Below are 23,547 nucleotides of genomic sequence, written 5' to 3' on the forward strand. Positions count from 1 at the left end.
GCAGAGCGTCGACAGGATTCGCCCCAATCGCCGGCTGGGCGGGCCCAATTCCGCCTTAATCCCCGCGATTCCTTTCCAAATCTCAGCGCCAGCTCCATATCCACAGGGAAAATCGCACTGAAATCCTTGCTGGAAAAATGACATTTTTTCAGATGTTTGAGCGAAATTTCCCTAAAAATGTTCAGGAAGGTTAAGGAAAATATAGGGCTGCGGCAACCCGGTGGCCGCAATAACTGCGCACGTTAACTGATTGTTAAGTATGTCACATTCTGCGCGCCTTTCTGACAGCTCTCCACAACTCCAAGCCGCATTCCAGCCTCAGCCGACCCCGAAGATGGCGATGTGGGAAAAATAGGAGTGGACCATGAAACGCATTATAGGGCTTATCGCCGCCGCCATTATTTCGAGTACAACCTTTAGCCTCTCTGCCGAGGCGCAGTCTGCAGGGGTCAGGGCCGTTCAGGGGTGGGAAGCCGTCGGACGGCTCAACATCGCCGGGCGCAATATGTGTACCGGCAGTTTGATCGCGCCCAATCTGGTGCTGACAGCTGCGCATTGTCTCTACAATCCGCAAACTGGGCAGGCGGTGAACCCGCGAAGTATCAAATTTGAGGCCGGTCTCAATGGTCGCAGGGCCAAGGCATCGCGCCGTGTAGTGAAGGCGGTTGTTCATCCCGGATATCGTCACAATTGGTCCAGCCGCAGCGAAGCCGGCAGCGATATCGCGGTTTTGCGTCTGGATCGTCCGATTGCGGGCAGCCAAATCCGCCCCTTTGTATTGGCCGCAGCTCCAACACCGGGCGACAGCGTCGATGTGCTTTCTTACACCGTGAACCAGGCCACCCGTCCGGCCCGTGAACAAGGCTGCCGGATCCTGTCGACCAGAAGCGAAACACTGGTGACCTCCTGTCGGGTAGAATACGGCGCTTCCGGGTCGCCTGTGCTGCAGATGCGCAAAGGAGGCGCGCCGCTGCTGGTTTCCGTGATCTCGGCCAAGGCCCAGATAGGCCGCAAGCGCGTGTCGTTGGCCACCACCTTTGATGGATCGCTGCGCTCGCTGATGCGCCGCGCGGGCTGAGCCGGGCCTGCTCAGCCTCCGCTCCGTTTCCCACAAAAGCGTCCGTGGGAGGTGGGCCGCGTCCAATCAGCCTAAAACCCCGGAGCATCTGCTCCGGGGTTTTTACGTCTTAGGTACCGGGAGGCACGTCAGTTGACGAAGTGAAGCCGGTCAAACTGCCGCCGCCAAGCGGAAACCCGATCCAGCACCGCCTCCCCGCGCAGAGCCGCCGCGATCAGCGCCGCCAGTGCAGCGGCATCCTTGCTGGTCATGCCCCAGCGCACCAGTTCTGGCGTGCCAATCCGCAGGCCGTTCATATCGCCCTCTACCGCGGGAATTGGTAGGCCAATCCCGCAGGCCAGAAACCCGTTCTTGCGCAGCAGCTTGGAAGCTGCCTGCCCACCACCATAGGGGGCTGCGCACAGGGCAAATTGATGGGACATGGTGATGCCATCGGCGGTTTTGAACAGTGGCAGGCCTTCCGCCTCCAGCGCGGCGGCAAGGCTCTTTGCCATCGCAATCATTTCGGAGGCATAGGCCCGGCCGTGGTCACGCCAGTCCAGCAGGGTCACCGCGAGGGCTGCGGATTTTGCCACATCAAAGTTTGCCGTCATGCCTGGAAAAGCTATACTGTCCAGAGCCTTGGCGATTTCGGCATCGTTGCTGACGATCAATCCACCGGCAGGACCGCCAAGGCTCTTGTAGGTGCTCATGGTCATGAAATGGGCGCCCTCGGCGAGAGGATCGGCCCAGGCCTTCCCCGCGATGATCCCACATTGATGGGCCGCGTCAAACATGACTTTGGCGCCAATCTGATCCGCGATCGCCCGGACGCCTGCGACGGGGTGCTCGAATAGGTTGAGACTGCCGCCGATGGTGATCAACTTGGGGCGCTCTCGCTCTGCGAGCTGCTGTAGGGCCTCCAGATCGACGATATAGCCATCTTCAAGCACCGGCGCCTCGATACTGCGTAGCCCGTATAGCCCGGCACAGCCGGCCGCATGATGGGTCACATGCCCGCCGATGCTGGCTGGTGGTGCGATGATGGTGTCGCCCGGGCGGCAGGTCGCCATAAAGCCGTAGAGATTGGCCAACGCACCGGATGGCACCCGGATTTCGGAAAATTCCGCATCAAAGACCTCGCAGGCAAGACGCGCTGCGATGACCTCGATTTCTTCAATCGCTTCTAGCCCCATCTCATATTTGTCACCGGGGTGCCCCAGCGAAGGGCGTGACCCCAGACCTGAGGCAAGCAACGCCTCCGCCTTTGGATTCATCACATTTGTCGCGGGATTGAGGTTGAAGCAGTCTTCCTCGTGGATCACACGGTTTTCTTCGACCAGGGTCGCGATACGGTCCAGCAATTGATCGGACCCTGCACCGGCCGTGGCCCGGGTGATATCCTCGATACGGGTGATACTCGCTTCGGGAAGCCAGCTTTGGGGCGCTTGGGGCATCTGATCCTCCATCTATGGATAGCTCTGTCTGCAATCACTTTGTGCTCAAGGGGCATGACCGGGCAAACCAGATTTGCTATCTGTTGGCGTAGAAAATCTAAGCCTGAAGCGACCTGCCATGCCTGTCTCTCCTCCACGCCCCAAGGGGCCACCATTGAACGCGATGCGGGCGTTTGAGGCTGCCGCGCGTCTCAGCGGCTTCGTTGCTGCAGCACAGGAGCTGGGGGTGACCCCCGGCGCTGTGTCTCAGCAGGTAAAGGCGTTGGAAGACTGGACCGGCGCGCCGCTGTTTCAACGCAACCCGCAGGGGGTGGTGCTGACCGCGGCGGGGAAAGCACTGTTGCCAAGCTTCGTGGACGCATTTGATGCCCTCGGCGCGGCGACGCAGGCCTTGCGGTCGCTCCGACCGGTGCAGGATCTGCATATCGCGGCGTTGCCTTGCATTGCGCAACTTTGGTTGCCGCAGCGGCTGGATCGATTGCGCAGAGCGCTGCCGGATCTCAAAATCTCTGTCACAGCGATGGAGGAACCTCCAAATCTCAATCGGGAACTCTTCGATTTTGCGATTTTCTACGCATCACCCGATGAGCGCCCGGAGGCGGCGCTGGTACTGCAGGGAGACCGGATCTTTCCGGTTTGCGCACCGGCGGTGGCTGCGGGGCTGAACCACCCGGAGGACCTGCCGCAATTTACCCTCTTGCAGGATCAGACCTGGGCCGGGGATTGGGCGCAGTGGAGCAAAAGCACCGGGCTTGCCCTACCAAATGCAGACAGCGGCCCGGCCTATTCGCTCTACAGCCTGGCACTGCAGCAAGCGATTGCCGGGGCCGGGGTGCTGATGGGACATGAGGCGTTGGTCGCCGATGCGCTGGATCAGGGCAGCCTGATATGCCCGTTCAAAGATCTCAGCGCTGACAGTGGGCGCCAGCTTATCCTTGTACAGCCGCCGCGTGCCCGAAGAGGTTCTGCGCATGAGACCATATTGGCACTCCTGCGCTAGAGTTCCGGTTGCAGATAGCAAAAGGCCCCGACGCGATGGCGGGGCCTTTCGTATGGTTCGCTTTCTGCCAATGTCGGCAGATCAGCCCTGCAAGCTCTTCACCTCTACATCACCCTCAGCCTGCGCCTTGATCGCGCGGGCGGCGGCATTGGCGCCGGCAGCGGTGGTGAAATAGGGGATCTTGTCATAGAGCGCGACGGACCGCATGTCCTTGCTGTCCTGCACGGCCTGTGCCCCTTCGGTGGTGTTCATCAGCAGCTGGACGTTGCCGTCCTTCAGCATATCGACCACATGGGGGCGGCCCTCATAGACTTTGTTCACCAGTTCACATGGTACGCCATGGCCGTCCAGCCAACTCTGGGTGCCGCGTGTCGCCACCAGGGTAAAGCCTTGTTCCACCAGAATTTTCGCAGCATCCAGCATCAATGTGCCCTTGTCGGCATCCTTGATCGAGATGAACGCGCGCCCTTCGGAGGGCAGCACCATACCGGCCCCCATCTGCGCCTTAAGGAACGCGCGGGCAAAGCTGCGATCCCAGCCCATGACCTCACCGGTGGAGCGCATCTCCGGCCCCAGCAGCGTGTCAACTCCAGGGAACCGGGCAAAGGGCAGCACGGCTTCCTTCACGGAGAACCACGGCATATTCGGGTCTGCCAGCGTCATCGGATCCGCCATCGGTGTGTTCACATCGTAGCCTGCGTCCGGCTCATAGGGGGCGCGTTTGGGGAAATTCGACAGCGGTTCTCCGGCCATCACGCGGGCGGCGATGGAGGCGATGGCGCTATCGGTGGATTTCGCCACAAACGGCACGGTGCGCGATGCGCGCGGGTTCACTTCGATCAGATAGATCACATCCTTGCCGTCGGCGTCGGGTTTCACTGCGAACTGGATGTTCATCAGACCGACCACGTTCAGCGCCTTGGCCAATGCGTTGGTCTGAGTCTTGACCTCTGCAATCACCTCTTTGGACAGGGAGTAGGGCGGCAGCGAACAGGCGCTGTCACCGGAGTGGACGCCAGCCTCTTCGATGTGCTGCATGATGCCTGCCACATGCACCTCAGTGCCATCGCAGATCGCATCCACGTCCAGTTCCACCGCGCCAGAGAGATAGCTGTCGAGCAGAACCGGGCTGTCCCCGGAGACCACAACCGCCTCGGCGATATAGCGTCTCAGCTGATCCATATCGCGCACGATCTCCATCGCGCGACCACCCAGAACGTAAGACGGGCGGATCACCAGAGGAAAGCCGATCTCTTCTGCAATTTCAAGCGCTTGCGCATCTGTGGAGGCAATGCCGTTATGCGGCTGTTTGAGGCCGAGCTGGTTGACCAGCGCCTGGAACCGTTCGCGGTCTTCGGCCAGATCAATCGCGTCGGGGGAGGTGCCGAGGATCGGTATGCCTTCTTCTTCCAGCGCATTGGCCAGCTTCAGCGGAGTCTGCCCACCGAACTGCACGATGACCCCATGCAGGGTGCCATTTTCCAGCTCCTTGGTAAGGATTTCCATCACATGTTCGAACGTCAGCGGTTCAAAATACAACCGGTCAGAGGTGTCATAGTCGGTCGACACGGTCTCCGGGTTGCAGTTGATCATGATGGTTTCATAACCCGCGTCCGTTAGCGCAAAGCAGGCATGACAGCAGCAATAGTCAAACTCGATCCCCTGACCAATCCGGTTCGGGCCACCGCCGAGGATGACGACTTTTTTCTTGTCTGAAGGGCGCGCCTCACATTCAACATCGCCAAAGGCCGGAGCCTCATAGGTGGAATACATATAGGGTGTCTGCGCCTCGAACTCGGCGGCACAGGTGTCGATGCGTTTGAACACGGCATTGACGCCCAGTGCACGGCGGGCCGCGCGGATATCGCCCTCACGCTGATCGGTGAGCATGGCAAGACGCGCGTCAGTGAACCCCAGCATCTTGATCGCGCGCAGACCGTGTTCGTCCTGCGGCAGGCCTTCGGCGCGGATCTTGGCTTCGGCCTCGACGATTTCGCGGATACGGGCCAGAAACCAGGGGTCGAACTTGGTGACCGCGTGGATGTCATCATCGGACAGGCCGTGGCGCATCGCCTGTGCGATGGTGCGCATCCGGTCCGGGGTCTGCTGGCTGATTGCCTTGATCACCGCGGCCTTGCCATCGGTCTCATCTTCTGCACCCGGGATTGCCACTTCGTCAAAGCCTGTGAGCCCGGTTTCCATCGATGCCAGCGCCTTTTGCAGGCTCTCATGGATGGTGCGGCCAATGGCCATGGTTTCGCCGACCGATTTCATTGCCGTGGTCAGATAGGGCTCAGAGCCTGCGAATTTTTCAAAGGCAAAGCGCGGGATCTTGGTGACGACATAGTCGATGGTCGGTTCAAATGATGCCGGGGTTACACCGGTGATGTCATTGTCCAGCTCATCCAGCGTGAAGCCAACCGCCAGCTTGGCGGCGATCTTGGCAATCGGGAAGCCGGTCGCCTTCGAGGCCAGCGCGGAAGAGCGCGACACGCGCGGGTTCATTTCGATCACCACCATGCGGCCATCGGCAGGGTTCACGGCCCACTGCACGTTGGATCCGCCGGTTTCCACGCCAATTTCGCGCAGCACCGCAATCGAGGCGGACCGCATCATCTGGTATTCTTTGTCGGTCAGCGTCAGCGCCGGGGCCACAGTGATCGAATCACCTGTGTGGACGCCCATCGGGTCGATATTCTCGATCGAGCAGACGATAATCGCATTGTCGGCGGTGTCGCGCACCACCTCCATTTCATACTCTTTCCAACCCAGCAGGCTCTCATCGACGAGGATCTGATTAACCGGTGAGGCATCCATGCCGGAGCGGCAGAAGTGGATGTAATCTTCGCGATTATAAGCGACCCCACCGCCGGTCCCGCCAAGGGTAAAGGCCGGGCGAATGATTGCGGGCAGGCCGATGTCTTCCAACTCGTCCAGGGCCATCTGAACACCTGCGTCCAGATCGGCATTGCCGTTATCTTTCTTCGGCGCAGTAATGATTGTGGCGCGGGGGTTCTCCAGCCCAAGCCGATCCATCGCTTCGCGGAACAGCTTGCGGTCTTCTGCCATTTCAATGGCTTCGCGCTTGGCGCCGATCATCTCAACGTCGAATTTGGCCAGCACGCCCATCTCTTCCAGCGCCAGCGCGGTGTTCAAACCGGTCTGCCCGCCCATGGTCGGCAGCAGCGCGTCGGGGCGTTCTTTTTCGATGATCTTGGCAACCACTTCCGGTGTGATCGGCTCGATGTAGGTGGCATCCGCCAGACCCGGATCGGTCATGATCGTCGCCGGGTTTGAGTTGACCAGAATGACCCGGTAACCCTCTTCGCGAAGCGCCTTGCAGGCTTGCGCGCCTGAGTAGTCAAACTCACAGGCTTGGCCAATGATGATCGGCCCCGCACCAATGATCATGATCGATTGGATATCGGTTCTTTTCGGCATGGCCTGAATCCCTCTGATTTACGCGAGTCATGGGCACCCCCGTGCGCCCAAATTGTCCTGCGTTATAGGCACCGCGCCGAAAGGTTCAAGGGGGATCGGAAACCGAATTGGAAATGCCGCATCCATGCCTTTTGTTCGCATAGCGAACGGATATATGTGGAGAGGCTAGAGAAACGGAGCAGGCAGACGTGCGGATTCGCTTTGATCAGGGGCCAAAGGGGGCCGGTACATGTTTTGAAACCCCGCTGCGCATCATTCGCGCGGACGGGCCGGACGACGTGCCCGCCGCCTTGGCTGCACTGGATACGGCGCGGGACGCGGGCCATTGGCTGGCTGGCTATGCATCGTATGAGCTGGGATATGCACTGGAGCCAAAACTGGCGAGCCGGATGCCAAAGGCGCGGCGGCTGCCGCTGATCTGTTTCGGGGTTTATGAAGCGCCCTCCTGCGGGGGCGGGGTGGCGTCGCCGGATCTACCTGCTGGCGATGCGGGTCTTGAGGGCATAACCCCCCGCTGGACCTATGAGCGTTACGCTCAGGCCTTCGCCGAGGTGAATCACAACATCGGCAAGGGCGACATCTATCAGGCCAATCTGACCTTTCCGATTGATGCTGATGCCTATGGCACCGCTGAAAACCTCTATGCCGCATTAGAAGCCAGACAAGCCGTTGGCTACGGCGCCCTGATCGAACAGGACGGGTTGCCGGATCTGTTATCGCGCTCGCCGGAGCTGTTCTTCCGCACCGATGCTGACGGCGTGATTGAAACCCGCCCGATGAAAGGCACCCAGCCGCGCAGCGCCGATCCGGTGGAGGACGCCCGCCGCCGCGACTTCCTGCGCCAGGACGAGAAAAACCGCGCTGAAAACCTGATGATCGTTGATCTCTTGCGCAATGACATTTCCCGCGTGGCACAGACCGGCTCGGTCCATGTGCCCGAACTGTTTGCGGTCGAGAGCTACGCGACGGTGCATCAGATGGTTTCCATGGTGCGCGCCAGATTACGCCCCGACGCCGGGTTGGCAGAGATCTTTTCGGCGCTGTTCCCCTGCGGATCCATCACCGGCGCGCCGAAAATTCGTTCGATGGAGATTCTGGCGGATCTGGAACCCTGGGCGCGTGATATCTACTGCGGGACTATCGGCTGGGCGGCGCCGGATGGATCGTCCGAATTCAACGTGGCCATCCGTACGCTGATGCTGGAAGACGGCCGCGCGACGCTCAATGTGGGCGGCGGCGTGGTCTGGGACAGCACCGCAGACTCCGAATATGAGGAAGCGCTATGGAAAGCCCGGTTCGCCCGCGTGACGCCATCCCGAACGATCCCGCTTTCCGCCTGATCGAGACGCTGGGCTGGCAGCCGGGGCAGGGGTTCCGGCATCTGCCGCAGCATCTGGCCCGCATGGCGCGTAGCGCGGCAGCGTTTAACCTTGCCTTCGATCCTGAGGAGGCAGCGCGTGTCTTGGCTGAGGTGACGGGCACAGCACCGCTGCGCTGTCGCCTCACACTGGGCGGACGGGGGCAGCTGGAGCTGGTCAAAGCACCGCTTGGTCCGACGCCATCGCAATGGCGGCTGGGCATTGCGGAGACCCGGCTGGAGGCGGATGACCCTTGGCTGCAGCACAAGACCACCCGCCGCGTGCTCTACGATGCCGCGCGCGCGGCGCTCCCGGAAGGCGTGGATGAATTGCTGTTCCTGAATGAGCACGGCGCGGTTTGCGAGGGCACCATCACCAATATTTTCGTGACCCGCGCGGACGGGCTGGTGATCACGCCTCCGCTGGTCTGCGGCCTGCTGCCGGGGGTCCTTCGGCAGGTTATGCTGGACCGCGGCCAATGCACGGAGGCGGTGCTGCACCCGCAGGACCTGATGGAGGCAAAAGCCATCCATATGGGCAACTCCCTGCGGGGACTAATCCCGGCGCGGCTAGTATAGCCGGAATTGGAGGTTTCAGGCGTCAGACCACGTGGAAATCACCCAGTTTGCTTGACAACGCCGTCGCAACCTAGTGTACCACCCCGGACGCATTCCGCGCCGTTCTGGCGCATCTCCCGATTGACGGCCCGCCCGGTCATGCGACCGGTATAACGAAAGGTCACCCCATGCACGACTATCGCAGCCATACCTGCGCCGAACTCAACAAATCCAACGTCGGTGAGACCGTCCGCCTGTCGGGCTGGGTCCACCGGGTGCGCGATCACGGCGGCCTTCTGTTCATCGACCTGCGTGATCATTACGGCGTCACCCAAGTCATGGCTGACCCGGACAGCCCGGTCTTTGCCGAGATCGAGAAAGTGCGCTCCGAATGGTGTATCCGCATTGATGGCAACGTGAAGGCGCGCGACGAGAGCCTGGTGAACGACAAGATCCCCACCGGTGAGATCGAAGTCTTCATCCGTGACATCGAAGTCCTCGGCAAATCCGAAGAGCTGCCGCTGATGGTGTTCGGCGAACAGGAATACCCGGAAGAAACCCGTCTGCGCTATCGCTATCTCGACCTGCGTCGTGAAAAGATGCAGAAGAACATGCTCTTGCGCTCCAACATGATCCAGTCGATCCGTCGTCGCATGTGGGACAAGGGCTTCAACGAGTACCAGACCCCGATCATCACCGCCTCCAGCCCCGAAGGCGCGCGTGACTTCCTGGTGCCGTCCCGCCTGCACCCGGGCAAATTCTACGCGCTGCCGCAGGCGCCGCAGCAGTTCAAGCAGCTGATGATGGTCTCGGGTTTTGATAAATACTTCCAGATCGCGCCCTGTTTCCGCGATGAGGACCCGCGCGCCGACCGTTCGCCCACCGATTTCTACCAGCTCGACCTGGAGATGTCCTTTGTCACCCAGCAGGATGTGTTCGACACCATCCAGCCAGTGATGCAGGGCGTGTTTGAAGAATTCGGGAAGGGCCGCAAGGTCGACAGCGAATGGCCGCAGATTTCTTATAAAGATGCCGCCAAATGGTATGGCACCGACAAGCCGGACCTGCGCAACCCGATCAAGATGCAGGACTGCTCCGAGCATTTCCGCGGCTCAGGTTTTGCGATCTTTGCAAATCTTCTGGAAAACGAAGGCACGGAAATCCGCGCGATCCCGGCCCCCAAAGGTGGCAGCCGCAAGTTCTGCGACCGGATGAACAAATTCGCCCAGGGCGAAGGCCTGCCGGGTATGGGGTATATCTTCTGGCGCGATCAGGGCGAAGGCATGGAAGCGGCAGGTCCGCTGGCCAAGAACATCGGCCCCGAGCGCACCGAAGCCATTCGCCAGCAGCTGGGTCTCGGCGTGGGCGATGCGGCCTTCTTCCTCGGCGGTAAGCCGAAGGCGTTTGAAAGCGTTGCAGGCCGCGCCCGCACCGTGATCGGCGAAGAGCTGGGCCTGACTGATAAAGACCGCTTTGCCTTCTGCTGGATCGTGGATTTCCCGATCTACGAGAAGGACGAGGAAACCGGCAAGATCGATTTCGAGCACAACCCGTTTTCGATGCCGCAGGGTGGCATGGACGCGCTGCTGTCCGATCCGCTGGCGGTCAAAGGCTACCAGTACGACCTCGCCTGCAACGGCTATGAGCTGGTCTCGGGCGCGATCCGGAACCACAAGCCGGAGATTATGTTCAAGGCCTTCGAGATTGCCGGCTATGGCAAGGAAGAGGTCGAAAAACGCTTTGGCGGCATGGTCAACGCCTTCCAATACGGCGCCCCGCCGCACGGCGGCTGCGCGGCTGGCATCGACCGCATGGTGATGCTGCTGGCGGATGAGGCCAACATTCGCGAGGTGATCATGTTCCCGATGAACCAACGCGCCGAAGATCTGATGATGTCGGCCCCCTCCGAGCCGATGAGCGATCAGCTGATGGAGCTGGGCCTGCGCGTGATCCCGCAGGATCAGTAATCCGACCACAGCAATATATCGACAGGCCCGGGCAAATGTCCGGGCCTGTTTCGTTCTGGGAGGTGGTTTCACGCACCCAAGAGCTGGAATTTAAGGCGCTGTCGCTCTTGGCGGAGAGTTGCACGGCCGACAAGTTTCCGCTGTGGGCCAGCGCCACAATGCACTACCGTCTGAAGGCGACATCAGCTGAGAGAGGCTTGAACACCGATGCGCTTTGATCCGGAACTGGCAGAAATCCGCTTTGGCTGCGGTCTGTCGCCACGCCAAGCGCCGCCGACCGGGCCGGAGGAGATGCTCGCAGCCCTGCGCGCCCCGGATCGGGCGGCCACGGATTGGCCGATACCTGGGTTCGATGGTGCCTTGGCTGATGCACGCGCCTATTCTGCCGCCCGCCGCGCCCGTAAGGCGGCCATCGCAGGTCCGCAGTTTGAGGCACGGGACAAGGATCTGAAACGCCAACGTGCCCTGATGCGGGATCATCAGGCCGACTGGTTCCTCCGCCGCCTCTTGCGCTGCGTGACAACAGAGCATGGATTTCGGGAACGCCTCACTCTGTTCTGGGCCGATCACTTTACCGCGCAGGGTAAGATTGCCGCCCTGCGCTACGGTGCGACGCCCTACGTGGAAAGCGCAATCCGCCCCAACATCGCGGGGCGGTTTGAGGATCTGCTGATTGCGGCGGTGACCAGCCCGCTGATGCTGCATTATCTCGACCAGCACCGGTCAACCGGTCCCAGTAGTCGCCGTGCCAAACGCGTGGCCCGCCGGCAGGGGCGCGTGGTTGGCCTCAATGAGAACCTGGCGCGCGAAGTGCTAGAGCTGCATACGTTGGGGGTCGGGGCGCCTTACGGGCAACAGGATGTGCGCCAGCTGGCGGAGCTGTTCACCGGGATGATCTATAATATTGAGGATGGCTTTAAATTCGCGCCGGGTTGGGCGGAACCCGGTGCAGAGATCGTGCTGGGGCAGCGCTACGATGCGGAAATCACGGGGCTCGCGGCGATCAAACAGGCGTTACGGGATCTGGCCCGGCATCCGGCGACGGCGGATCATCTGGCGCGGAAGCTTGCGGTGCATTTTACCAGCGATACGCCGGACCCGACGCTGGTGGCGCATCTGGCAGACCGCTACCGGGCGACCTCGGGGGATCTGATGCAGGTCTATGCAGCACTGCTGGAGCACCCGGCGTCCTGGCAGGATGCACTTGGCAATGTCAAACCCCCCTTCGCCTATCTCGCCTCCGCCTGCCGGGCGCTGGCGATGCCTCCTGCGGCCCTGACCAAACTCAACCGCCCTCAGGTCAATCGGGTTTTCCTGCGGCCAATGCAGCGCATGGGCCAACGCTGGGAGTTTGCGGGCGGTCCCGACGGCTGGCCGGAGGCGGATGGCGATTGGATCACACCACAGGGATTGGCGGAGCGGTTGCGCTGGTGCATGTCGGTACCGACGCAGTTGATGGGAACGCTGCCTGCGCCGCTGGATGCCCTGCAAGACGCGCTTGGCAGTCGCGCCACCGCCCAGCTGCGGTTTGTTGCGACCGCAGCCGAGACCGAGCGGGAGGCGGTGGGACTGATCCTGGCCGCGCCCGCATTTCAGCGCCGTTGAGACGGAGAGCACGATGACAAATATACTGCCCAGCCCCTCTGCCAGCCTTTCCCGGCGCAGCTTTCTGGCGCGCTCCGGTCTGATCGGCTGTTCTCTGGCGGCCAGCCCTCTGCTGACACCGGTCAGCTTTGCCGCCGCACCCTGGGACACCCGGCTGGTGGTGATCATCCTGCGTGGTGGTATGGATGCCATTGATGTGGTTCAGCCCTATGGCGATCCGGCCTATGCGGGGCTGCGGCAAACCCTGCAGGGCGGGCCGCAGAACGGGGCGCAGGACCTGGATGGCTTTTTTGCGCTGCATCCGGCGCTGACGCCCTTGATGCCGCTGTGGCGGGCCGAACAGCTGGGGTTTGTGCACGCAGTCTCCACCCCGTATCGCAACAAGCGCAGCCATTTTGATGGTCAGGACCTCCTGGAGGCGGGCACACCGGGGCTGCATCAGCGCCGCGACGGCTGGCTCAATCGGCTGTTGCAGGTGACGCCGGGGGTGGAAGCACGCACCGCCTTTGCCATCGGACAGGGGGAGATGAAACTGTTGCAGGGGGCGGCGCCGGTCTCCGATTGGTCGCCCGATGCCGAGATCGCGCTCAGTCCGCAGGCTGAACGTTTGGCGGGACTGATGATGGAAGGGGACCCGCTGTTCCATGCCGCGTTGGCCGAGGCGCTGGATCTGGCTGACAGCGCAAGGGCGGACGCAGCCACTGGGCGCGCGGGAACCACAGGGCAGCGCCGCGCGCCGCCACACCAGCGGATCGCCAGCTACGCGGCGCAGCAGCTGCGTGCGGATAGCCGGATCGCGGCCTTCTCGATCAACGGCTGGGACACCCATAACCGCCAGAAAGGCGCGCTGACGCGGGCGCTGCGGCGTCTGTCCGATACCATTCTGACGCTGCATGGCGATCTTGGGTCGACCATCTGGGACAAGACGGCGGTGGTGGCGATGACAGAATTTGGCCGTACCGTGCGCGAGAATGGCACTGGCGGAACGGATCACGGGACGGGTGGCGCCATGCTGCTTGCCGGTGGAGCCATCCGGGGAGGGAAGGTCCACGGGCAATGGCCCGGATTGACGGAGGCTGAGCTCTTTGATCGCCGCGATCTGATGCCCACCGGGGATGTCCGCGCACAGATGGGCTGGATCATGCACGGGCTGATCGGCACGGGTCAGCAGGCAATTGGAGATGTGATTTTTCCCGGCGTAGAGATGGGCGCGGATCAAGGTTTGCTACGACGCTAGGAAGATATGGCAGAACCGCCAACCACGGTCAGGCAATATCGAGCTGTTGCGGGGTATCGCACCGTCCCGGACATGAGGCATTTGCCAGCGAAATCATCCAGAGCGCGCGGTGATGACCCCGGGTGCGGTGCGCCCCTGTGTCAGCGTCGAACGCTCAGCGGTCGCTACGCTCCAGAATGACCAGAGATGCCAGGCTGCGATTACGGTTGCGGCGGATTTCCCGGGCGGAGAACCGCGCCTGCAGATATAAAACGATGCCCAGTGTGGCGGATGCAATGAGGATGACTTCGATCATCTCAGATGGCCACCTTCTGTTTCAGGCGCTCCTGCACCAGCCCGGCAACACGGGCGGCAACAGCGGCGACAGGGCGCCCGGTATTGCGGGCATCTGCCAGTTCGGCAGCCGCGCCGGCCAGATGAGAATCCCCAACGCTGCGGGCGACCCCTCCAAGGAACTGCGCCACATAGTCCAGTGTTTGCCCTTCTTCAGCTTCGTTCAGCACCTCAGCGGCGTGGGACATATCATCCTGGAAGGCGAGAAGATCCGGCTCAATCACCTCATCGGTTAGCTCATTGGGACCAGAAAGCTGGCGCTCGGCGGGCAGGCGCGACAGGATCGCCGATTGAAAGGCTGCAAGGGAGGTGATCGGTTTGGCCAGAAACCCATCTGCCCCGGCTGCCATCGCCATGGCCTCTCCTGCCTCATCACCGGATATGCCAAGGATCACGCCAACCCGCGGGCTGGCGTCTGCCATGGAGCGTATGAGATCGGCGCCGGAGCCATCCGGCAGTCCAAGATCAGCGATCACCACGGAGGGGCGATAGACTTTCAGATGCCGATGGGCAGATTTTAGACAGTCAGCGCGCCGGATCCGTGCGCCACTGCGCAGGCACAGCAGGCGCATCGCCTCGCAGGCGTATCGGCTGTCTTCCACCACAAGAATTGTCAGCCCCAGCAACGGTCGTTTCGTCGTGGGCAGGCGGTGGGCGGCAGCAAACAGTTCCGAATCGTCCATGGTTAAGGCTCCTGACTGGATACGACTCAACGCTAGGGAAACGGGGCTAACAGCTGGTTAATATTCCAGACGCGCCTTTAGGTTGAATCGAATTCACTGATGTAAATCGATGCAACGGAGCGTTATTGCAGTGAATTTTCTGCCGCGCGGATTGGCGCACTTGCCCACAGACAGCAGCTCTTTGATAAGTCTCAGCAGACAGATCACTCAGGAGACCGCAAAATGATTGGCCGCCTCAACCACGTCGCAATCGCCGTGCCCGACCTCAACGCCGCTTCGGCACAGTACCGCAACACATTGGGCGCCAAGGTTGGCGCGCCGCAGGATGAGCCTGATCACGGTGTCACCGTGGTGTTCATCGAACTGCCCAATACGAAGATTGAGCTGCTCTACCCGCTGGGTGAGGCATCGCCCATCGCAAGGTTTCTGGAGAAGAACCCGGCGGGCGGCATTCACCACATCTGCTATGAGGTGGATGATATTCTTGCCGCGCGCGACCGGCTGAAGGCCGAAGGCGCGCGTGTGCTCGGCTCCGGCGAGCCCAAGATCGGTGCCCATGGCAAACCGGTTCTTTTCCTGCATCCGAAGGATTTCAACGGCTGCCTGGTGGAATTGGAACAGGTTTGACGCTATCTGCTCCTTAACCACTCCGCAGTGGGCGGGAGCATCAGAAGGACAGCTATCATGGGTGTGACATCCGGTTTGGTTCTATATGCGGTGATCTGGTTCATGACCTTTCTGATCGTGATCCCGATCCGCATTGAGACGCAGGGCGACCGTGGCGAGATCGTGCCCGGCACACATGCCGGGGCGCCGGAGCATCATTACCTGAAGCAGAAAGCAGTGATCACCACGATCGCCGCCGCGGTTCTCTGGGCGATCATCGCGACGATTATCCTCAGCGGCTGGATCACGGTGAATGATTTCGACTGGTTTGACCGGCTGCCCGATCCGCAATAGGCGCGTGCCTTAGACGACGATGACAGCGAAACAGGCGGGCATGGGCCCGCCTGTTTGCATCTCTGCCTATCGCGACGTGTCGGTCACAGCGATCAGCGCGCAACCACTTCCTGCTCGGCCAGCCGGTGGAACAGATGGGTGAATGTGGCTGCCCCGATGATCGGAATCAGCAGGTTCACCAGCGGGATCGACAGAGGCATCGCCATCAGCACGCCTGCCATCCAGACGGTGCCCAGATGTTTGCGCCGCAGCCGCTTTGCTTCCGGCAGACCCAGGCGGCGGGCCGCAGCCAGCGTGAAATATTCACGCCCCAGTAAAAACCCATTCAGCCCCCAGAAGATAAACAGCGCAAAGGGGGCAAACATAAAATACAGCACCAGTGCCAGAACATTGGCAATTACGAGAACGCCGAGGAAATTGATGGTGTCGCGCACCCCGTCCCAGAACGGCGTTTTGATTGCGGGGGGCAGGCCGGGATAGTGGCGATCCTCCACCGCCTGTGCGACCTCATCCAGAAACATAGAAGTGATGGCCGAGGCCACAGGCACCATCAGGAACACCGACAGAACCAGCATCAGCACCAGAGAGGTGATCGACAGCAGATCATCGATCCAGGTGACAGGGCCAATCAGTGGCAGGGTGGCATCGGGACCGACCAGCCACTGGATCAGCGCCAGAAACGCTGCATAGGTCACCACCAGCAGCGCGACGGTCAGGCCGACGCCCAGCAACAGGACCTTGCGGAAACGGGGGTCGCCAAGCTGGCTCAGCGCTTTGGTGAAATCGGTCAGTATCATTGATCCATCCAGGTTGTCAGCGCGTCCAGATCCGGGCGGGGCCGTTCCGGCGGGGCCGAGGCTTCTGTTGCAATATGGATCAGCCCGGCGATCCGCTCATGCGGGCGCAGGCCAAAGGCTTCGGCGCAGAATTCGGCGTCATGGCTGGCCCAGCCCGACAGCCAATTGGCCCCCCAACCGGCAGCAAGGGCCGCATTCAACAGGGCCAGGCAGACGGCCCCCGCAGAATAGGTCTGCTCGATGGCGGGGATCTTTGGGCTTGCCTTTTGGACCTCCACCACAGCGACGGCCAATTGACCCAGCTCGAACTGGCTGCGGGCTTTGGCGATGTCTTCTGCTGATTTGCCAAGCCGCTCACCGGCCTTGCCGGTCAGATCTGCCAGCCGCGCCATCGCCGGTTTTTCGATCACGATGAAGCGCCAGGGCTCCAGCTTGCCATGATCCGGGGTGCGTGCAGCAGCGCGCAGCAGGGGCATCAGTGCGGCGCGGTCTGGTGCGGGGGCCACCAACGTCTTGGCTGGGCGGGAGCGGCGGGACTGAAGAAACGTCAGGGCAGCATCATTGCGAGGGGGCATATGTGAAACCTTTTTACATCTATCGCCCATGTCGGCAGGGCGGTGCGGGTTTTCAAGGGGCGTTCCGGGGGCTCCAGCGGAATTTGTCTGAAAATTGCGGGCACGAGGGCTGGCGGCATCTGGAATCCGAACACGAGGTCTGTTGCTGGAAATATCCCGGGCGACCGTTCAAAGTCTATGGAATCCGCCACCAATTCACGCCATCACTGCTGATATGGGCAAGCCAAAGCAAAAAGACCTCCCCGATCTGAGCCATCTGGCCGTTGCGGGCGCCGAGATTCCTGTACGCGTCACACCGAAGGCATCACGCAATGCGATTCTTCCCATTCCGCAGGCTGAGAGCGGACAGGGTATGTCACTCAAAATCACGGTGACGGCGGCGCCGGAGAACGGCAAGGCGACCGCTTCGGTCCAGTCGCTTCTGGCGCGCGCCATGCGGATTGCGCCCTCGGACCTGGAACTGCTGCGCGGCGCGACCTCTCGTGACAAGGTTTTTGCCTACCGTCCCTGATGGAGGCTGTGCCGGGTCCGGTCTCGCGAGAGTGATGACAGGTGAAGCGGAATCGCCGGCCTCAGCCACCGGTTCCGGTCATTGTCCATGACCACTTGGCCAGCATGTCAGCTTTCAGCCTCATCCTCACGGGTAAATCGGTAGACCCCTTCGGGCAGGTCGAGGGCCGCCGCGAGGTCTCGGACCTGACTGTGAGAGAGGGTAATTTTCTGCACCCGGTCGGTGCGCGGGTCCAATTGCTCGACCGTGACACATTCGGTGAAAATATTGATGGAAACATCCTCCATCAGTGGGGCGGTCTCGTCATCGACGAGGGTGACGACTGTGGCGTCGAATTCATGCTCGATGGTAAACATATGCCCAGCTTGCCACCAGGCCGCCCCCGCTGACAAGGCTTTGTCGCATCACGTATTCTTGCGGGACGTTGCAGCCCACGGGGCTTCATGCGATTGATCCCATGTCTGCTGTCACGATAAGATGGCACTGACAAAGCAAAGGAGATGTCATGCGTCGTGTCTTGCTGATGGTGGGATGTGCGCTCACCATGGGGCTTGCAGCCTGTGATACCGTGGTCGACTCCGGGTCGGCACCTGCCGCGCGCCCCTCGGGCCCGCCGGTGCAAGGGATGTCCCCGGCTGAAGGGCGTAGCGCCTTTGCTGCGGTCACCCGCGTGGTGGAGCCTGTCTCAGAACGTGAATGCCGTGCCCGTACCGAGGGCCTGAACTGCGATTTCCTGATCCGCATCGATCCCGACCCCAATGCGCCGCCCAACGCTTATCAGAGCCAGGACCGGTCGGGGCGTCCGGTGATCACTTTCACCCAACGGATGCTGGGTCAGATTGCCAACCGGGATGAGCTGGCCTTTGTGATGTCGCATGAAGCCGCACACCATATACGTGGCCATCTGGCGCGCAAACGCCAAAGCGCGGTCGCAGGCTCGATCCTGCTTGCCGGGCTTGCGAGCGTTTCTGGTGCCAGTGCCGCAGATGTGGCCCGCGCGCAGGATCTTGGTGCCGTTGTGGGCGCGCGGACCTACTCCAAAAACTTCGAACTGGAGGCTGACGAGCTGGGCACCATCATCACCCATAAGGCCGGGTATCGTCCCAGTGTCGGGGTGAAGTTCTTCTACCGTCTGCCCGACCCCGGCGATCGTTTCCTCGGCAGTCACCCCGCCAACCCGGACCGGGTGCGCGTGGTCAATCAGACGATCCAGAAATACAATCTGAATTGACCGATCTGGCGCAGTCTGTCGCCTCCTTGAGGCAGCTCGGAGTCGTGCTGACCGACCGTGGCTCGCGCTACGCAGTCAGCGGCGCGCAGGTCACCAGCCGTGCGCAGATCGACGCGGTGCTGGCAGAGCTGAAATCCGACCGCGCCTATGCCAAGGCGACCCACAACACCTGGGCGGCGCAGCTGCCCACCGGCGGGTTAAAGGCCGACGACGGAGAGAGCGGTGCCGGTATGGTGATCCTGCGCATGATGGAGCGTGAGGGGCTGCGTGACCATGTCATCATCGTGACCCGCTGGTACGGCGGCAAGAAGTTGGGCGGCGACCGGTTTCGCCGGGTTCAGGATGCGGTGCGCGCCTATTTTGATCAGGGGAATGCCAACTGAATGGCCTCCGGTATGACATGCTCTTTGGTACGGTGCTTCGGTTGCCCGCTGGTCTGTTTGCCCGCTGTTTGACCTGCATCAAATCGCTCTGGCCAGCGCAATGTTAAGTTGCCCGCAGGATGAATGATTTCCGGGGACAGCGCGATGACCAGCCAGACCAGCCAGACCAACGAGACCAGCCGGGGGGACCTGAAAACCCACGCCACCCTGTTTGACAGCATGGCGGAGACCGTCGGTCTTGATCTTCAGGAGGAGGCGATTTCCGGCCGACTGCGTTTTGATGAGATCAGCGAAGCGGTGCTGCGCTGCACCCGCTGCGGTGGCGTCAGCGCCTGCCGCAAATGGCTCGACAAGGGGCTGCGTCCAGGTGCGGAGGCCCCCGATTTCTGCCGCAACCGCGACCTTCTGGCCTATCTGAACGAGGATGATGTCTAGAAACAGATCACGGGAGTGCATCTCTCGACTGATTTCGACCGGGCCGAAACCCCGGCGCTATGCCCCTCTCATTCGATCCTCACAGGAGAGACCCTGATATGTATCCCTTGGGCCACCCGCTGCATCACCTGCGTCTGATCAAACGGATGGGACAGGCGTGCGGCGCTGATCTGACCGCCAGTTTCGCGGCGGGACAGATCACACAGACGGATTGGTCCGATATGGTGACCCGCTGCCGTGGCTGCCGTGAGGTGGCCCGTTGCGAGGCGTTTCTGGATCAGATCGACCGCACCGCAGTCACCACGCCAAAGGCGCCACTGCAGGGCTGCCGCAATGGGGACGCGCTGCTCCGGCTGCGGAACTAAGCGTGGCTGCTGCGCCGCTGACGCATCCGATGCCAGCGAAAAAGCACCGGCGCCAGAATGTAGTCATATAGGGCGGAGGCAAGCTGGCGCAGCCCCGGCAGCCCAACCACACGCGCCACCCAGCGATACCCCGGCATCTGCGCCCAAAGCACCAGAAACGCGGGAATGCCACTCAGCACCTTGCCCTGATGGCGCACATGCAGCCGCCGTGCGGCCTGATCGGCATCAATGCCCCAGCGCGCCAGATCTTCTGAATTGAGATCATCAAAGCGGAGCGGCAGCTCCCGCTGCTCCGCCAGATTGGCATAATGCCGGATCTCAACACTGCACACCGGGCAGTCCCCGTTATAGAGGATCTCGGTGGTGTCGTCCTGAGCGGTCGGCATGGCCTGATGCCTCCTAGCTGAATGATTACATTGAAAATATAGCTGCGACCGGGCGCAAAGGGAGAGGCAGATGGTCACACCTGCGCTTTGCTTATGGCTAACGGGAAGAGTTCCCGTAGGCGTACCAAGAATGAGTTTTCTCCTCCCTTACCTCGACCAGAAAGGAGGATTTCTGGGCGATATCAGGTGTGTCCGTACTGTCGTTTGGCATGACTGGGCGCTCTCCCTGGCTGGTTGCGGTTCGGAGAGAGCGTAGCAGGGATTTGGGAGAGGGGAGGAGGGGTCTCCGCACACCGTTACTACATTCCTAATAGTCACGATGCAGGGTTAATTGGGACGCTACTCGAACATGAGTGCAGTTCTCTAAAAACTTCCTTTGGTGTCAGTTGGCTTTGTGTAATCTCGAATAGTTCGCTTGTGAACCCATCATAGAAATTCAGCGCTTTCTGAGCGTCGGAAAATGATATTACCCCTCTACTTATTTGTCCTTCCAATATTTCCTTTACTCGGTTTCCCAAAAAAAACCCCCTGATGTTTCCTAGTCTTTCAATCATAATGAAGGCCTCCCATTTCGAAATCTCTCTAGGGTGGTCTTGAAAAAAATGCTTGTAGGCACGGTGTGCTCCGTAGATACCTTTGTCAAACCTAACAGAAGCAAGATAAGCTTCTAGAATTTCCTCTTTAGACCAAAGGCATTCGATCCATTTTGCCAGCAACATCTCAACTAGTTTTCGGCTAAGTGTTGGTTTCAGTTTTGTGATGAAATTCGACCGGCAAAATTGTTGCGTGATCGAGCTTCCTCCGCTCCTTTTTCCCCTAGCCACCCTGTTTATTAGGGCGCGTGATATGCCTTTCCAGTTTATTCCCTTGTGGTCGAAGAACTCCTTATCTTCGATGTCGACTGCAAATGTTCTGAGGTTCTTGGTGTCAGTATTGAGACGGTGCATCTCCGCTATATCAAGTCTGATGTGATATATTTTTTGCTCAAAATTCGTTATTAGCGGAACTGAAAATAATTTTGCAACTGCCTTTGTGATCCAAAGCCAAAGGTTTTCATTAGCTTCGTTTAACTGTCTCCTGAAAGACAGAATGAGAAATGAAAGCCAAATAATTATCAGTGCAGTGTTGTCCAAGTGATCAAAGATCGGGTTGGAGTTCCACGTATTCTTGAGGAGCTCTGCCAGGGCGCCACCCAAGAAGATAATGCTGACGGTATTTGACGCAAGTATTATCCAAACAGGGAAAGCTTTGTGTGAAAAAATCCCAGGATTTAGATGGATGGAGAAAGGATTGTCAGCGCCTTCAATACGCCAATTTGGAAGGACAAGCGTATTTTTTCCGTAGCTAACGCCCAGCATGCGGCGTATAACAATAATTTTTCTCTCAGAGAAGGTTTGGGATTTAATCAAATGGGCAATATGTGACGTTGCCATGTATGAGATAAAAAGGATGAGCAAAAGGAAAAGGGATTTTAACTCACTGGAGGTAAGGGGGATCTGGTTTTCTTTGCCGATGTGGTCAGAGATCTTGAAGGATGCAAATCCAATGATGGTCGCTATGATAGATGACACATTCGTGGACCAAGACAATGCTTGATTTTGGTTTGAGAGGCGTTGGGAGGCTAGCTCATACTCTGCAAGGCCGATGTCTCTTTCCAAAGAGTGGTTGGGGTAATATCTTTCTCCCAACGTTAAGCTATCAGCGTCCCCCAAAGATCATATTCTCCTGATTCATCAACCTCAACGGTCACCATATCGCCGACATTCAACTCTTCAACCCCCTCATCAATAAACAGGTTGCCGTCGATCTCCGGTGCGTCGGCCTTGGTGCGGCAGGTGGCGATGCCGTCTTCGTCGATGTCGTCCACGATCACCTGCATCGTCTGCCCGACCTTGGCCGCCAGCTTGGCTTCGGAAATCGCCTGCGCCTTCTCCATGAAGCGGTCCCAGCGGTCCTGTTTCACCTCTTCCGGTACGTGATCGGCCAGATCGTTGGACCGTGCGCCGTCGACGTTTTCGTATTTGAAACAGCCCACACGGTCCAGCTGCGCCTCGTCCATCCAGTCGAGCAGATGCTGGAACTCCGCCTCCGTCTCGCCGGGGTAGCCGACGATGAAGGTGGAGCGCAGGGTGATATTCGGGCAGGTCGCGCGCCAGGCGTTGATTTCATCCAGCGTCTTGGCCGCTGCGGCAGGCCGGGCCATGCGGCGCAGCACATCCGGGTGGGCGTGCTGGAACGGGATGTCCAGATAGGGTAGCAGCGCATTGTCCGGATCCGCCATCAACGGGATCAACTCGCGCACATGCGGGTAGGGGTAGACATAGTGCAACCGCACCCACAGCTCATCTGCGGGGGCCAGTCGGCCCAGCTCACGGCTCAGATCCTGAATGTGGCTGCGGACTTCACCATCTTTCCACGGGTTCACGTCATATTTGCGGTCCAGCCCATAGGCAGAGGTATCCTGCGAGATCACCAACAGCTCGCGCACGCCGGCATCCACCAGTTTTTCCGCCTCACGTAGAACCGCATGGGCGGGACGGGAGGCCAGTTTGCCGCGCATGTCGGGGATGATGCAGAATTTGCACTTGTGGTTGCAGCCCTCGGAGATCTTCAGATAGCTGAAGTGGCGCGGCGTCAGCTTGACGCCCGCAGCAGGCAGCAGATCCACGTAAGGGTTGGGCGAGGGCGGCACGGCGGCGTGCACCGCATCCAGCACCTGTTCATATTGATGCGGGCCGGTCACCGCCAGAATGCGCGGATGATGTGCGCGGATATAGTCCGGTTCTGCGCCTAGGCAGCCCGTGACGATCACCTTACCGTTTTCCTTCAGCGCCTCGCCAATGGCTTCCAGGCTCTCGGCCTTGGCACTGTCGAGAAAGCCGCAGGTGTTCACAATCACCGCATCGGCCCCGGAGTAATCCGGCGACACACCATAGCCCTCGGCACGCAGCCGCGTCAGGATCCGCTCGCTATCGACCAGCGCCTTGGGGCAGCCCAGCGACACCATGCCAAGGGTCGGCTGCCCGTCACGGGGCGCATCGCCAAGCCGGGGCTTGGGCGCAAGATCGGGGCGAAGGCTGGGCGGATTGGTGGAACCGGGTGTCTGTGTCATGGCCGGGCATATATCAGGACTGCGGCAGGAGGCAAGGAAAACGGGGGCTGGCCGAAAGGGAAGCACGGTGGACGACAGAATGCTCCGCGAGCTAAAG

General features: G+C 60.4%; 25 protein-coding genes. 15 read left to right on the forward strand and 10 right to left on the reverse strand.

Annotation, left to right across the window (positions count from 1 at the left end; translation table 11 throughout):
• Nucleotides 1-364 precede the first annotated feature (364 nt).
• Entirely contained in the window at nucleotides 365-1,078 is a 714-nt protein-coding gene (locus J4721_RS14795; protein WP_014875364.1) for a serine protease, read from the forward strand.
• 128 nt (nucleotides 1,079-1,206) lie between these two features.
• On the opposite strand, the gene glyA is transcribed toward J4721_RS14795, so the two are convergent.
• The gene (gene glyA / locus J4721_RS14800) at nucleotides 1,207-2,514 is read right to left on the reverse strand and encodes a serine hydroxymethyltransferase (RefSeq protein WP_211002982.1); all 1,308 of its coding nucleotides are present in this window, start codon (nucleotides 2,512-2,514) and stop codon (nucleotides 1,207-1,209) included.
• Between the two features lie 118 nt (nucleotides 2,515-2,632).
• Between glyA and J4721_RS14805 the strand changes: the two genes are divergently transcribed.
• Entirely contained in the window at nucleotides 2,633-3,514 is an 882-nt protein-coding gene (locus J4721_RS14805; protein ID WP_102858973.1) for a LysR family transcriptional regulator, read from the forward strand.
• A gap of 81 nt (nucleotides 3,515-3,595) precedes the next feature.
• Here J4721_RS14805 and carB read toward each other — a convergent pair whose 3' ends face one another.
• Nucleotides 3,596-6,955, reverse strand: a complete 3,360-nt coding sequence (gene carB, locus J4721_RS14810; RefSeq protein WP_027246802.1) for a carbamoyl-phosphate synthase large subunit — start codon at nucleotides 6,953-6,955, stop codon at nucleotides 3,596-3,598.
• A 188-nt stretch (nucleotides 6,956-7,143) separates the two neighbouring features.
• On the opposite strand from carB, the gene J4721_RS14815 reads away from it, so the two are divergent.
• The 6 genes from J4721_RS14815 (at nucleotide 7,144) to J4721_RS14840 (ending at nucleotide 13,679) form a co-directional block, all read left to right on the forward strand.
• Entirely contained in the window at nucleotides 7,144-8,295 is a 1,152-nt protein-coding gene (locus J4721_RS14815) for an aminodeoxychorismate synthase component I (RefSeq protein ID WP_102877013.1), read from the forward strand.
• Nucleotides 8,238-8,891, forward strand: coding sequence for an aminotransferase class IV family protein (locus J4721_RS14820; protein ID WP_102877012.1), 654 nt, complete (start codon nucleotides 8,238-8,240; stop codon nucleotides 8,889-8,891). The genes J4721_RS14815 and J4721_RS14820 overlap by 58 nt, the downstream gene beginning before the upstream one ends.
• Nucleotides 8,892-9,058: 167 nt before the next feature.
• A complete protein-coding gene (aspS, locus tag J4721_RS14825) occupies nucleotides 9,059-10,837 on the forward strand; it encodes an aspartate--tRNA ligase (RefSeq protein ID WP_211002981.1) in 1,779 nt (592 codons plus the stop codon).
• Nucleotides 10,838-10,872: 35 nt separating this feature from the next.
• Nucleotides 10,873-11,055 (forward strand): hypothetical protein, encoded by a 183-nt coding sequence (locus J4721_RS14830; protein ID WP_044041600.1) that lies wholly within the window; start codon nucleotides 10,873-10,875, stop codon nucleotides 11,053-11,055.
• A complete protein-coding gene (locus tag J4721_RS14835; protein ID WP_211002980.1) occupies nucleotides 11,045-12,442 on the forward strand; it encodes a DUF1800 domain-containing protein in 1,398 nt (465 codons plus the stop codon). Before J4721_RS14830 ends, J4721_RS14835 begins: the two co-directional genes overlap by 11 nt.
• Nucleotides 12,443-12,455: 13 nt before the next feature.
• Nucleotides 12,456-13,679, forward strand: a complete 1,224-nt coding sequence (locus J4721_RS14840; RefSeq protein ID WP_102883798.1) for a DUF1501 domain-containing protein — start codon at nucleotides 12,456-12,458, stop codon at nucleotides 13,677-13,679.
• Between the two features lie 154 nt (nucleotides 13,680-13,833).
• Here the strand turns inward: J4721_RS14840 and J4721_RS14845 are convergent, their stop codons facing one another.
• Together J4721_RS14845 and J4721_RS14850 are read right to left on the reverse strand one after the other, a co-directional pair.
• A complete protein-coding gene (locus J4721_RS14845) occupies nucleotides 13,834-13,974 on the reverse strand; it encodes a hypothetical protein (RefSeq protein ID WP_156454963.1) in 141 nt (46 codons plus the stop codon).
• Between the two features lies 1 nt (nucleotide 13,975).
• Entirely contained in the window at nucleotides 13,976-14,695 is a 720-nt protein-coding gene (locus J4721_RS14850) for a response regulator (RefSeq protein WP_014875355.1), read from the reverse strand.
• A 222-nt stretch (nucleotides 14,696-14,917) separates the two neighbouring features.
• On the opposite strand from J4721_RS14850, the gene mce reads away from it, so the two are divergent.
• Both mce and J4721_RS14860 read left to right on the forward strand, forming a co-directional pair.
• Complete coding sequence (mce, locus tag J4721_RS14855; protein ID WP_102883797.1) at nucleotides 14,918-15,322, forward strand: methylmalonyl-CoA epimerase; 405 nt, start codon at nucleotides 14,918-14,920, stop codon at nucleotides 15,320-15,322.
• 57 nt (nucleotides 15,323-15,379) lie between these two features.
• Nucleotides 15,380-15,655, forward strand: coding sequence for a DUF1467 family protein (locus J4721_RS14860; RefSeq protein ID WP_014875353.1), 276 nt, complete (start codon nucleotides 15,380-15,382; stop codon nucleotides 15,653-15,655).
• A gap of 92 nt (nucleotides 15,656-15,747) precedes the next feature.
• On the opposite strand, the gene J4721_RS14865 is transcribed toward J4721_RS14860, so the two are convergent.
• Nucleotides 15,748-16,452 carry an EI24 domain-containing protein gene (locus J4721_RS14865; RefSeq protein WP_211002979.1) on the reverse strand — a complete coding sequence of 235 codons (705 nt, stop codon included), beginning with the start codon at nucleotides 16,450-16,452 and terminating at the stop codon, nucleotides 15,748-15,750.
• The gene (locus J4721_RS14870) at nucleotides 16,449-17,027 is read right to left on the reverse strand and encodes a nitroreductase family protein (RefSeq protein ID WP_014875351.1); all 579 of its coding nucleotides are present in this window, start codon (nucleotides 17,025-17,027) and stop codon (nucleotides 16,449-16,451) included. Before J4721_RS14870 ends, J4721_RS14865 begins: the two co-directional genes overlap by 4 nt.
• Nucleotides 17,028-17,241: 214 nt before the next feature.
• Here J4721_RS14870 and J4721_RS14875 point away from each other — a divergent pair, with 214 nt between their 5' ends.
• Complete coding sequence (locus tag J4721_RS14875; RefSeq protein ID WP_211002978.1) at nucleotides 17,242-17,538, forward strand: DUF167 domain-containing protein; 297 nt, start codon at nucleotides 17,242-17,244, stop codon at nucleotides 17,536-17,538.
• A 107-nt stretch (nucleotides 17,539-17,645) separates the two neighbouring features.
• Here J4721_RS14875 and J4721_RS14880 read toward each other — a convergent pair whose 3' ends face one another.
• Nucleotides 17,646-17,894 carry a hypothetical protein gene (locus tag J4721_RS14880; protein ID WP_014875349.1) on the reverse strand — a complete coding sequence of 83 codons (249 nt, stop codon included), beginning with the start codon at nucleotides 17,892-17,894 and terminating at the stop codon, nucleotides 17,646-17,648.
• A 149-nt stretch (nucleotides 17,895-18,043) separates the two neighbouring features.
• On the opposite strand from J4721_RS14880, the gene J4721_RS14885 reads away from it, so the two are divergent.
• The 4 genes from J4721_RS14885 to J4721_RS14900 all read left to right on the forward strand — a co-directional run bounded on the left by J4721_RS14885 (nucleotide 18,044) and on the right by J4721_RS14900 (nucleotide 19,952).
• The gene (locus J4721_RS14885; protein ID WP_211002977.1) at nucleotides 18,044-18,769 is read left to right on the forward strand and encodes a M48 family metalloprotease; all 726 of its coding nucleotides are present in this window, start codon (nucleotides 18,044-18,046) and stop codon (nucleotides 18,767-18,769) included.
• Between the two features lie 44 nt (nucleotides 18,770-18,813).
• Nucleotides 18,814-19,152 (forward strand): YigZ family protein, encoded by a 339-nt coding sequence (locus J4721_RS14890; RefSeq protein WP_014875347.1) that lies wholly within the window; start codon nucleotides 18,814-18,816, stop codon nucleotides 19,150-19,152.
• 144 nt (nucleotides 19,153-19,296) lie between these two features.
• Entirely contained in the window at nucleotides 19,297-19,587 is a 291-nt protein-coding gene (locus J4721_RS14895; RefSeq protein ID WP_211002976.1) for a DUF6455 family protein, read from the forward strand.
• Nucleotides 19,588-19,685: 98 nt separating this feature from the next.
• On the forward strand, nucleotides 19,686-19,952 hold the full coding sequence (locus tag J4721_RS14900) for a DUF6455 family protein (RefSeq protein ID WP_211002975.1): 267 nt from the start codon (nucleotides 19,686-19,688) through the stop codon (nucleotides 19,950-19,952).
• Here the strand turns inward: J4721_RS14900 and J4721_RS14905 are convergent.
• The 3 genes from J4721_RS14905 to rimO all read right to left on the reverse strand — a co-directional run bounded on the left by J4721_RS14905 (nucleotide 19,949) and on the right by rimO (nucleotide 23,450).
• Complete coding sequence (locus J4721_RS14905; RefSeq protein WP_211002974.1) at nucleotides 19,949-20,338, reverse strand: thiol-disulfide oxidoreductase DCC family protein; 390 nt, start codon at nucleotides 20,336-20,338, stop codon at nucleotides 19,949-19,951. The genes J4721_RS14900 and J4721_RS14905 overlap by 4 nt on opposite strands.
• Nucleotides 20,339-20,652: 314 nt before the next feature.
• Entirely contained in the window at nucleotides 20,653-22,050 is a 1,398-nt protein-coding gene (locus J4721_RS14910; RefSeq protein ID WP_211002973.1) for a biosynthetic peptidoglycan transglycosylase, read from the reverse strand.
• Entirely contained in the window at nucleotides 22,029-23,450 is a 1,422-nt protein-coding gene (rimO, locus tag J4721_RS14915) for a 30S ribosomal protein S12 methylthiotransferase RimO (protein ID WP_211002972.1), read from the reverse strand. Before rimO ends, J4721_RS14910 begins: the two co-directional genes overlap by 22 nt.
• Between the last annotated feature and the right edge of the window lie 97 nt (nucleotides 23,451-23,547).

Origin of the sequence: Phaeobacter sp. HS011 (assembly GCF_018101215.1) — a bacterium.
GTDB lineage: Bacteria > Pseudomonadota > Alphaproteobacteria > Rhodobacterales > Rhodobacteraceae > Phaeobacter > Phaeobacter inhibens.

Bases quoted from the DNA above. Each gene is read 5' to 3' on its own strand.
- J4721_RS14795 (WP_014875364.1), top strand. From the start codon at position 365: ATGAAACGCATTATAGGGCTTATCGCCGCCGCCATTATTTCGAGTACA.
- glyA (WP_211002982.1), bottom strand. From the start codon at position 2,514: ATGCCCCAAGCGCCCCAAAGCTGGCTTCCCGAAGCGAGTATCACCCGT.
- J4721_RS14805 (WP_102858973.1), top strand. From the start codon at position 2,633: ATGCCTGTCTCTCCTCCACGCCCCAAGGGGCCACCATTGAACGCGATG.
- carB (WP_027246802.1), bottom strand. From the start codon at position 6,955: ATGCCGAAAAGAACCGATATCCAATCGATCATGATCATTGGTGCGGGG.
- J4721_RS14820 (WP_102877012.1), top strand. From the start codon at position 8,238: ATGGAAAGCCCGGTTCGCCCGCGTGACGCCATCCCGAACGATCCCGCT.
- aspS (WP_211002981.1), top strand. From the start codon at position 9,059: ATGCACGACTATCGCAGCCATACCTGCGCCGAACTCAACAAATCCAAC.
- J4721_RS14830 (WP_044041600.1), top strand. From the start codon at position 10,873: ATGTCCGGGCCTGTTTCGTTCTGGGAGGTGGTTTCACGCACCCAAGAG.
- J4721_RS14835 (WP_211002980.1), top strand. From the start codon at position 11,045: ATGCGCTTTGATCCGGAACTGGCAGAAATCCGCTTTGGCTGCGGTCTG.
- J4721_RS14840 (WP_102883798.1), top strand. From the start codon at position 12,456: ATGACAAATATACTGCCCAGCCCCTCTGCCAGCCTTTCCCGGCGCAGC.
- J4721_RS14845 (WP_156454963.1), bottom strand. From the start codon at position 13,974: ATGATCGAAGTCATCCTCATTGCATCCGCCACACTGGGCATCGTTTTA.
- J4721_RS14850 (WP_014875355.1), bottom strand. From the start codon at position 14,695: ATGGACGATTCGGAACTGTTTGCTGCCGCCCACCGCCTGCCCACGACG.
- mce (WP_102883797.1), top strand. From the start codon at position 14,918: ATGATTGGCCGCCTCAACCACGTCGCAATCGCCGTGCCCGACCTCAAC.
- J4721_RS14860 (WP_014875353.1), top strand. From the start codon at position 15,380: ATGGGTGTGACATCCGGTTTGGTTCTATATGCGGTGATCTGGTTCATG.
- J4721_RS14865 (WP_211002979.1), bottom strand. From the start codon at position 16,452: ATGATACTGACCGATTTCACCAAAGCGCTGAGCCAGCTTGGCGACCCC.
- J4721_RS14870 (WP_014875351.1), bottom strand. From the start codon at position 17,027: ATGCCCCCTCGCAATGATGCTGCCCTGACGTTTCTTCAGTCCCGCCGC.
- J4721_RS14875 (WP_211002978.1), top strand. From the start codon at position 17,242: ATGGGCAAGCCAAAGCAAAAAGACCTCCCCGATCTGAGCCATCTGGCC.
- J4721_RS14880 (WP_014875349.1), bottom strand. From the start codon at position 17,894: ATGTTTACCATCGAGCATGAATTCGACGCCACAGTCGTCACCCTCGTC.
- J4721_RS14885 (WP_211002977.1), top strand. From the start codon at position 18,044: ATGCGTCGTGTCTTGCTGATGGTGGGATGTGCGCTCACCATGGGGCTT.
- J4721_RS14895 (WP_211002976.1), top strand. From the start codon at position 19,297: ATGACCAGCCAGACCAGCCAGACCAACGAGACCAGCCGGGGGGACCTG.
- J4721_RS14900 (WP_211002975.1), top strand. From the start codon at position 19,686: ATGTATCCCTTGGGCCACCCGCTGCATCACCTGCGTCTGATCAAACGG.
- J4721_RS14905 (WP_211002974.1), bottom strand. From the start codon at position 20,338: ATGCCGACCGCTCAGGACGACACCACCGAGATCCTCTATAACGGGGAC.
- rimO (WP_211002972.1), bottom strand. From the start codon at position 23,450: ATGACACAGACACCCGGTTCCACCAATCCGCCCAGCCTTCGCCCCGAT.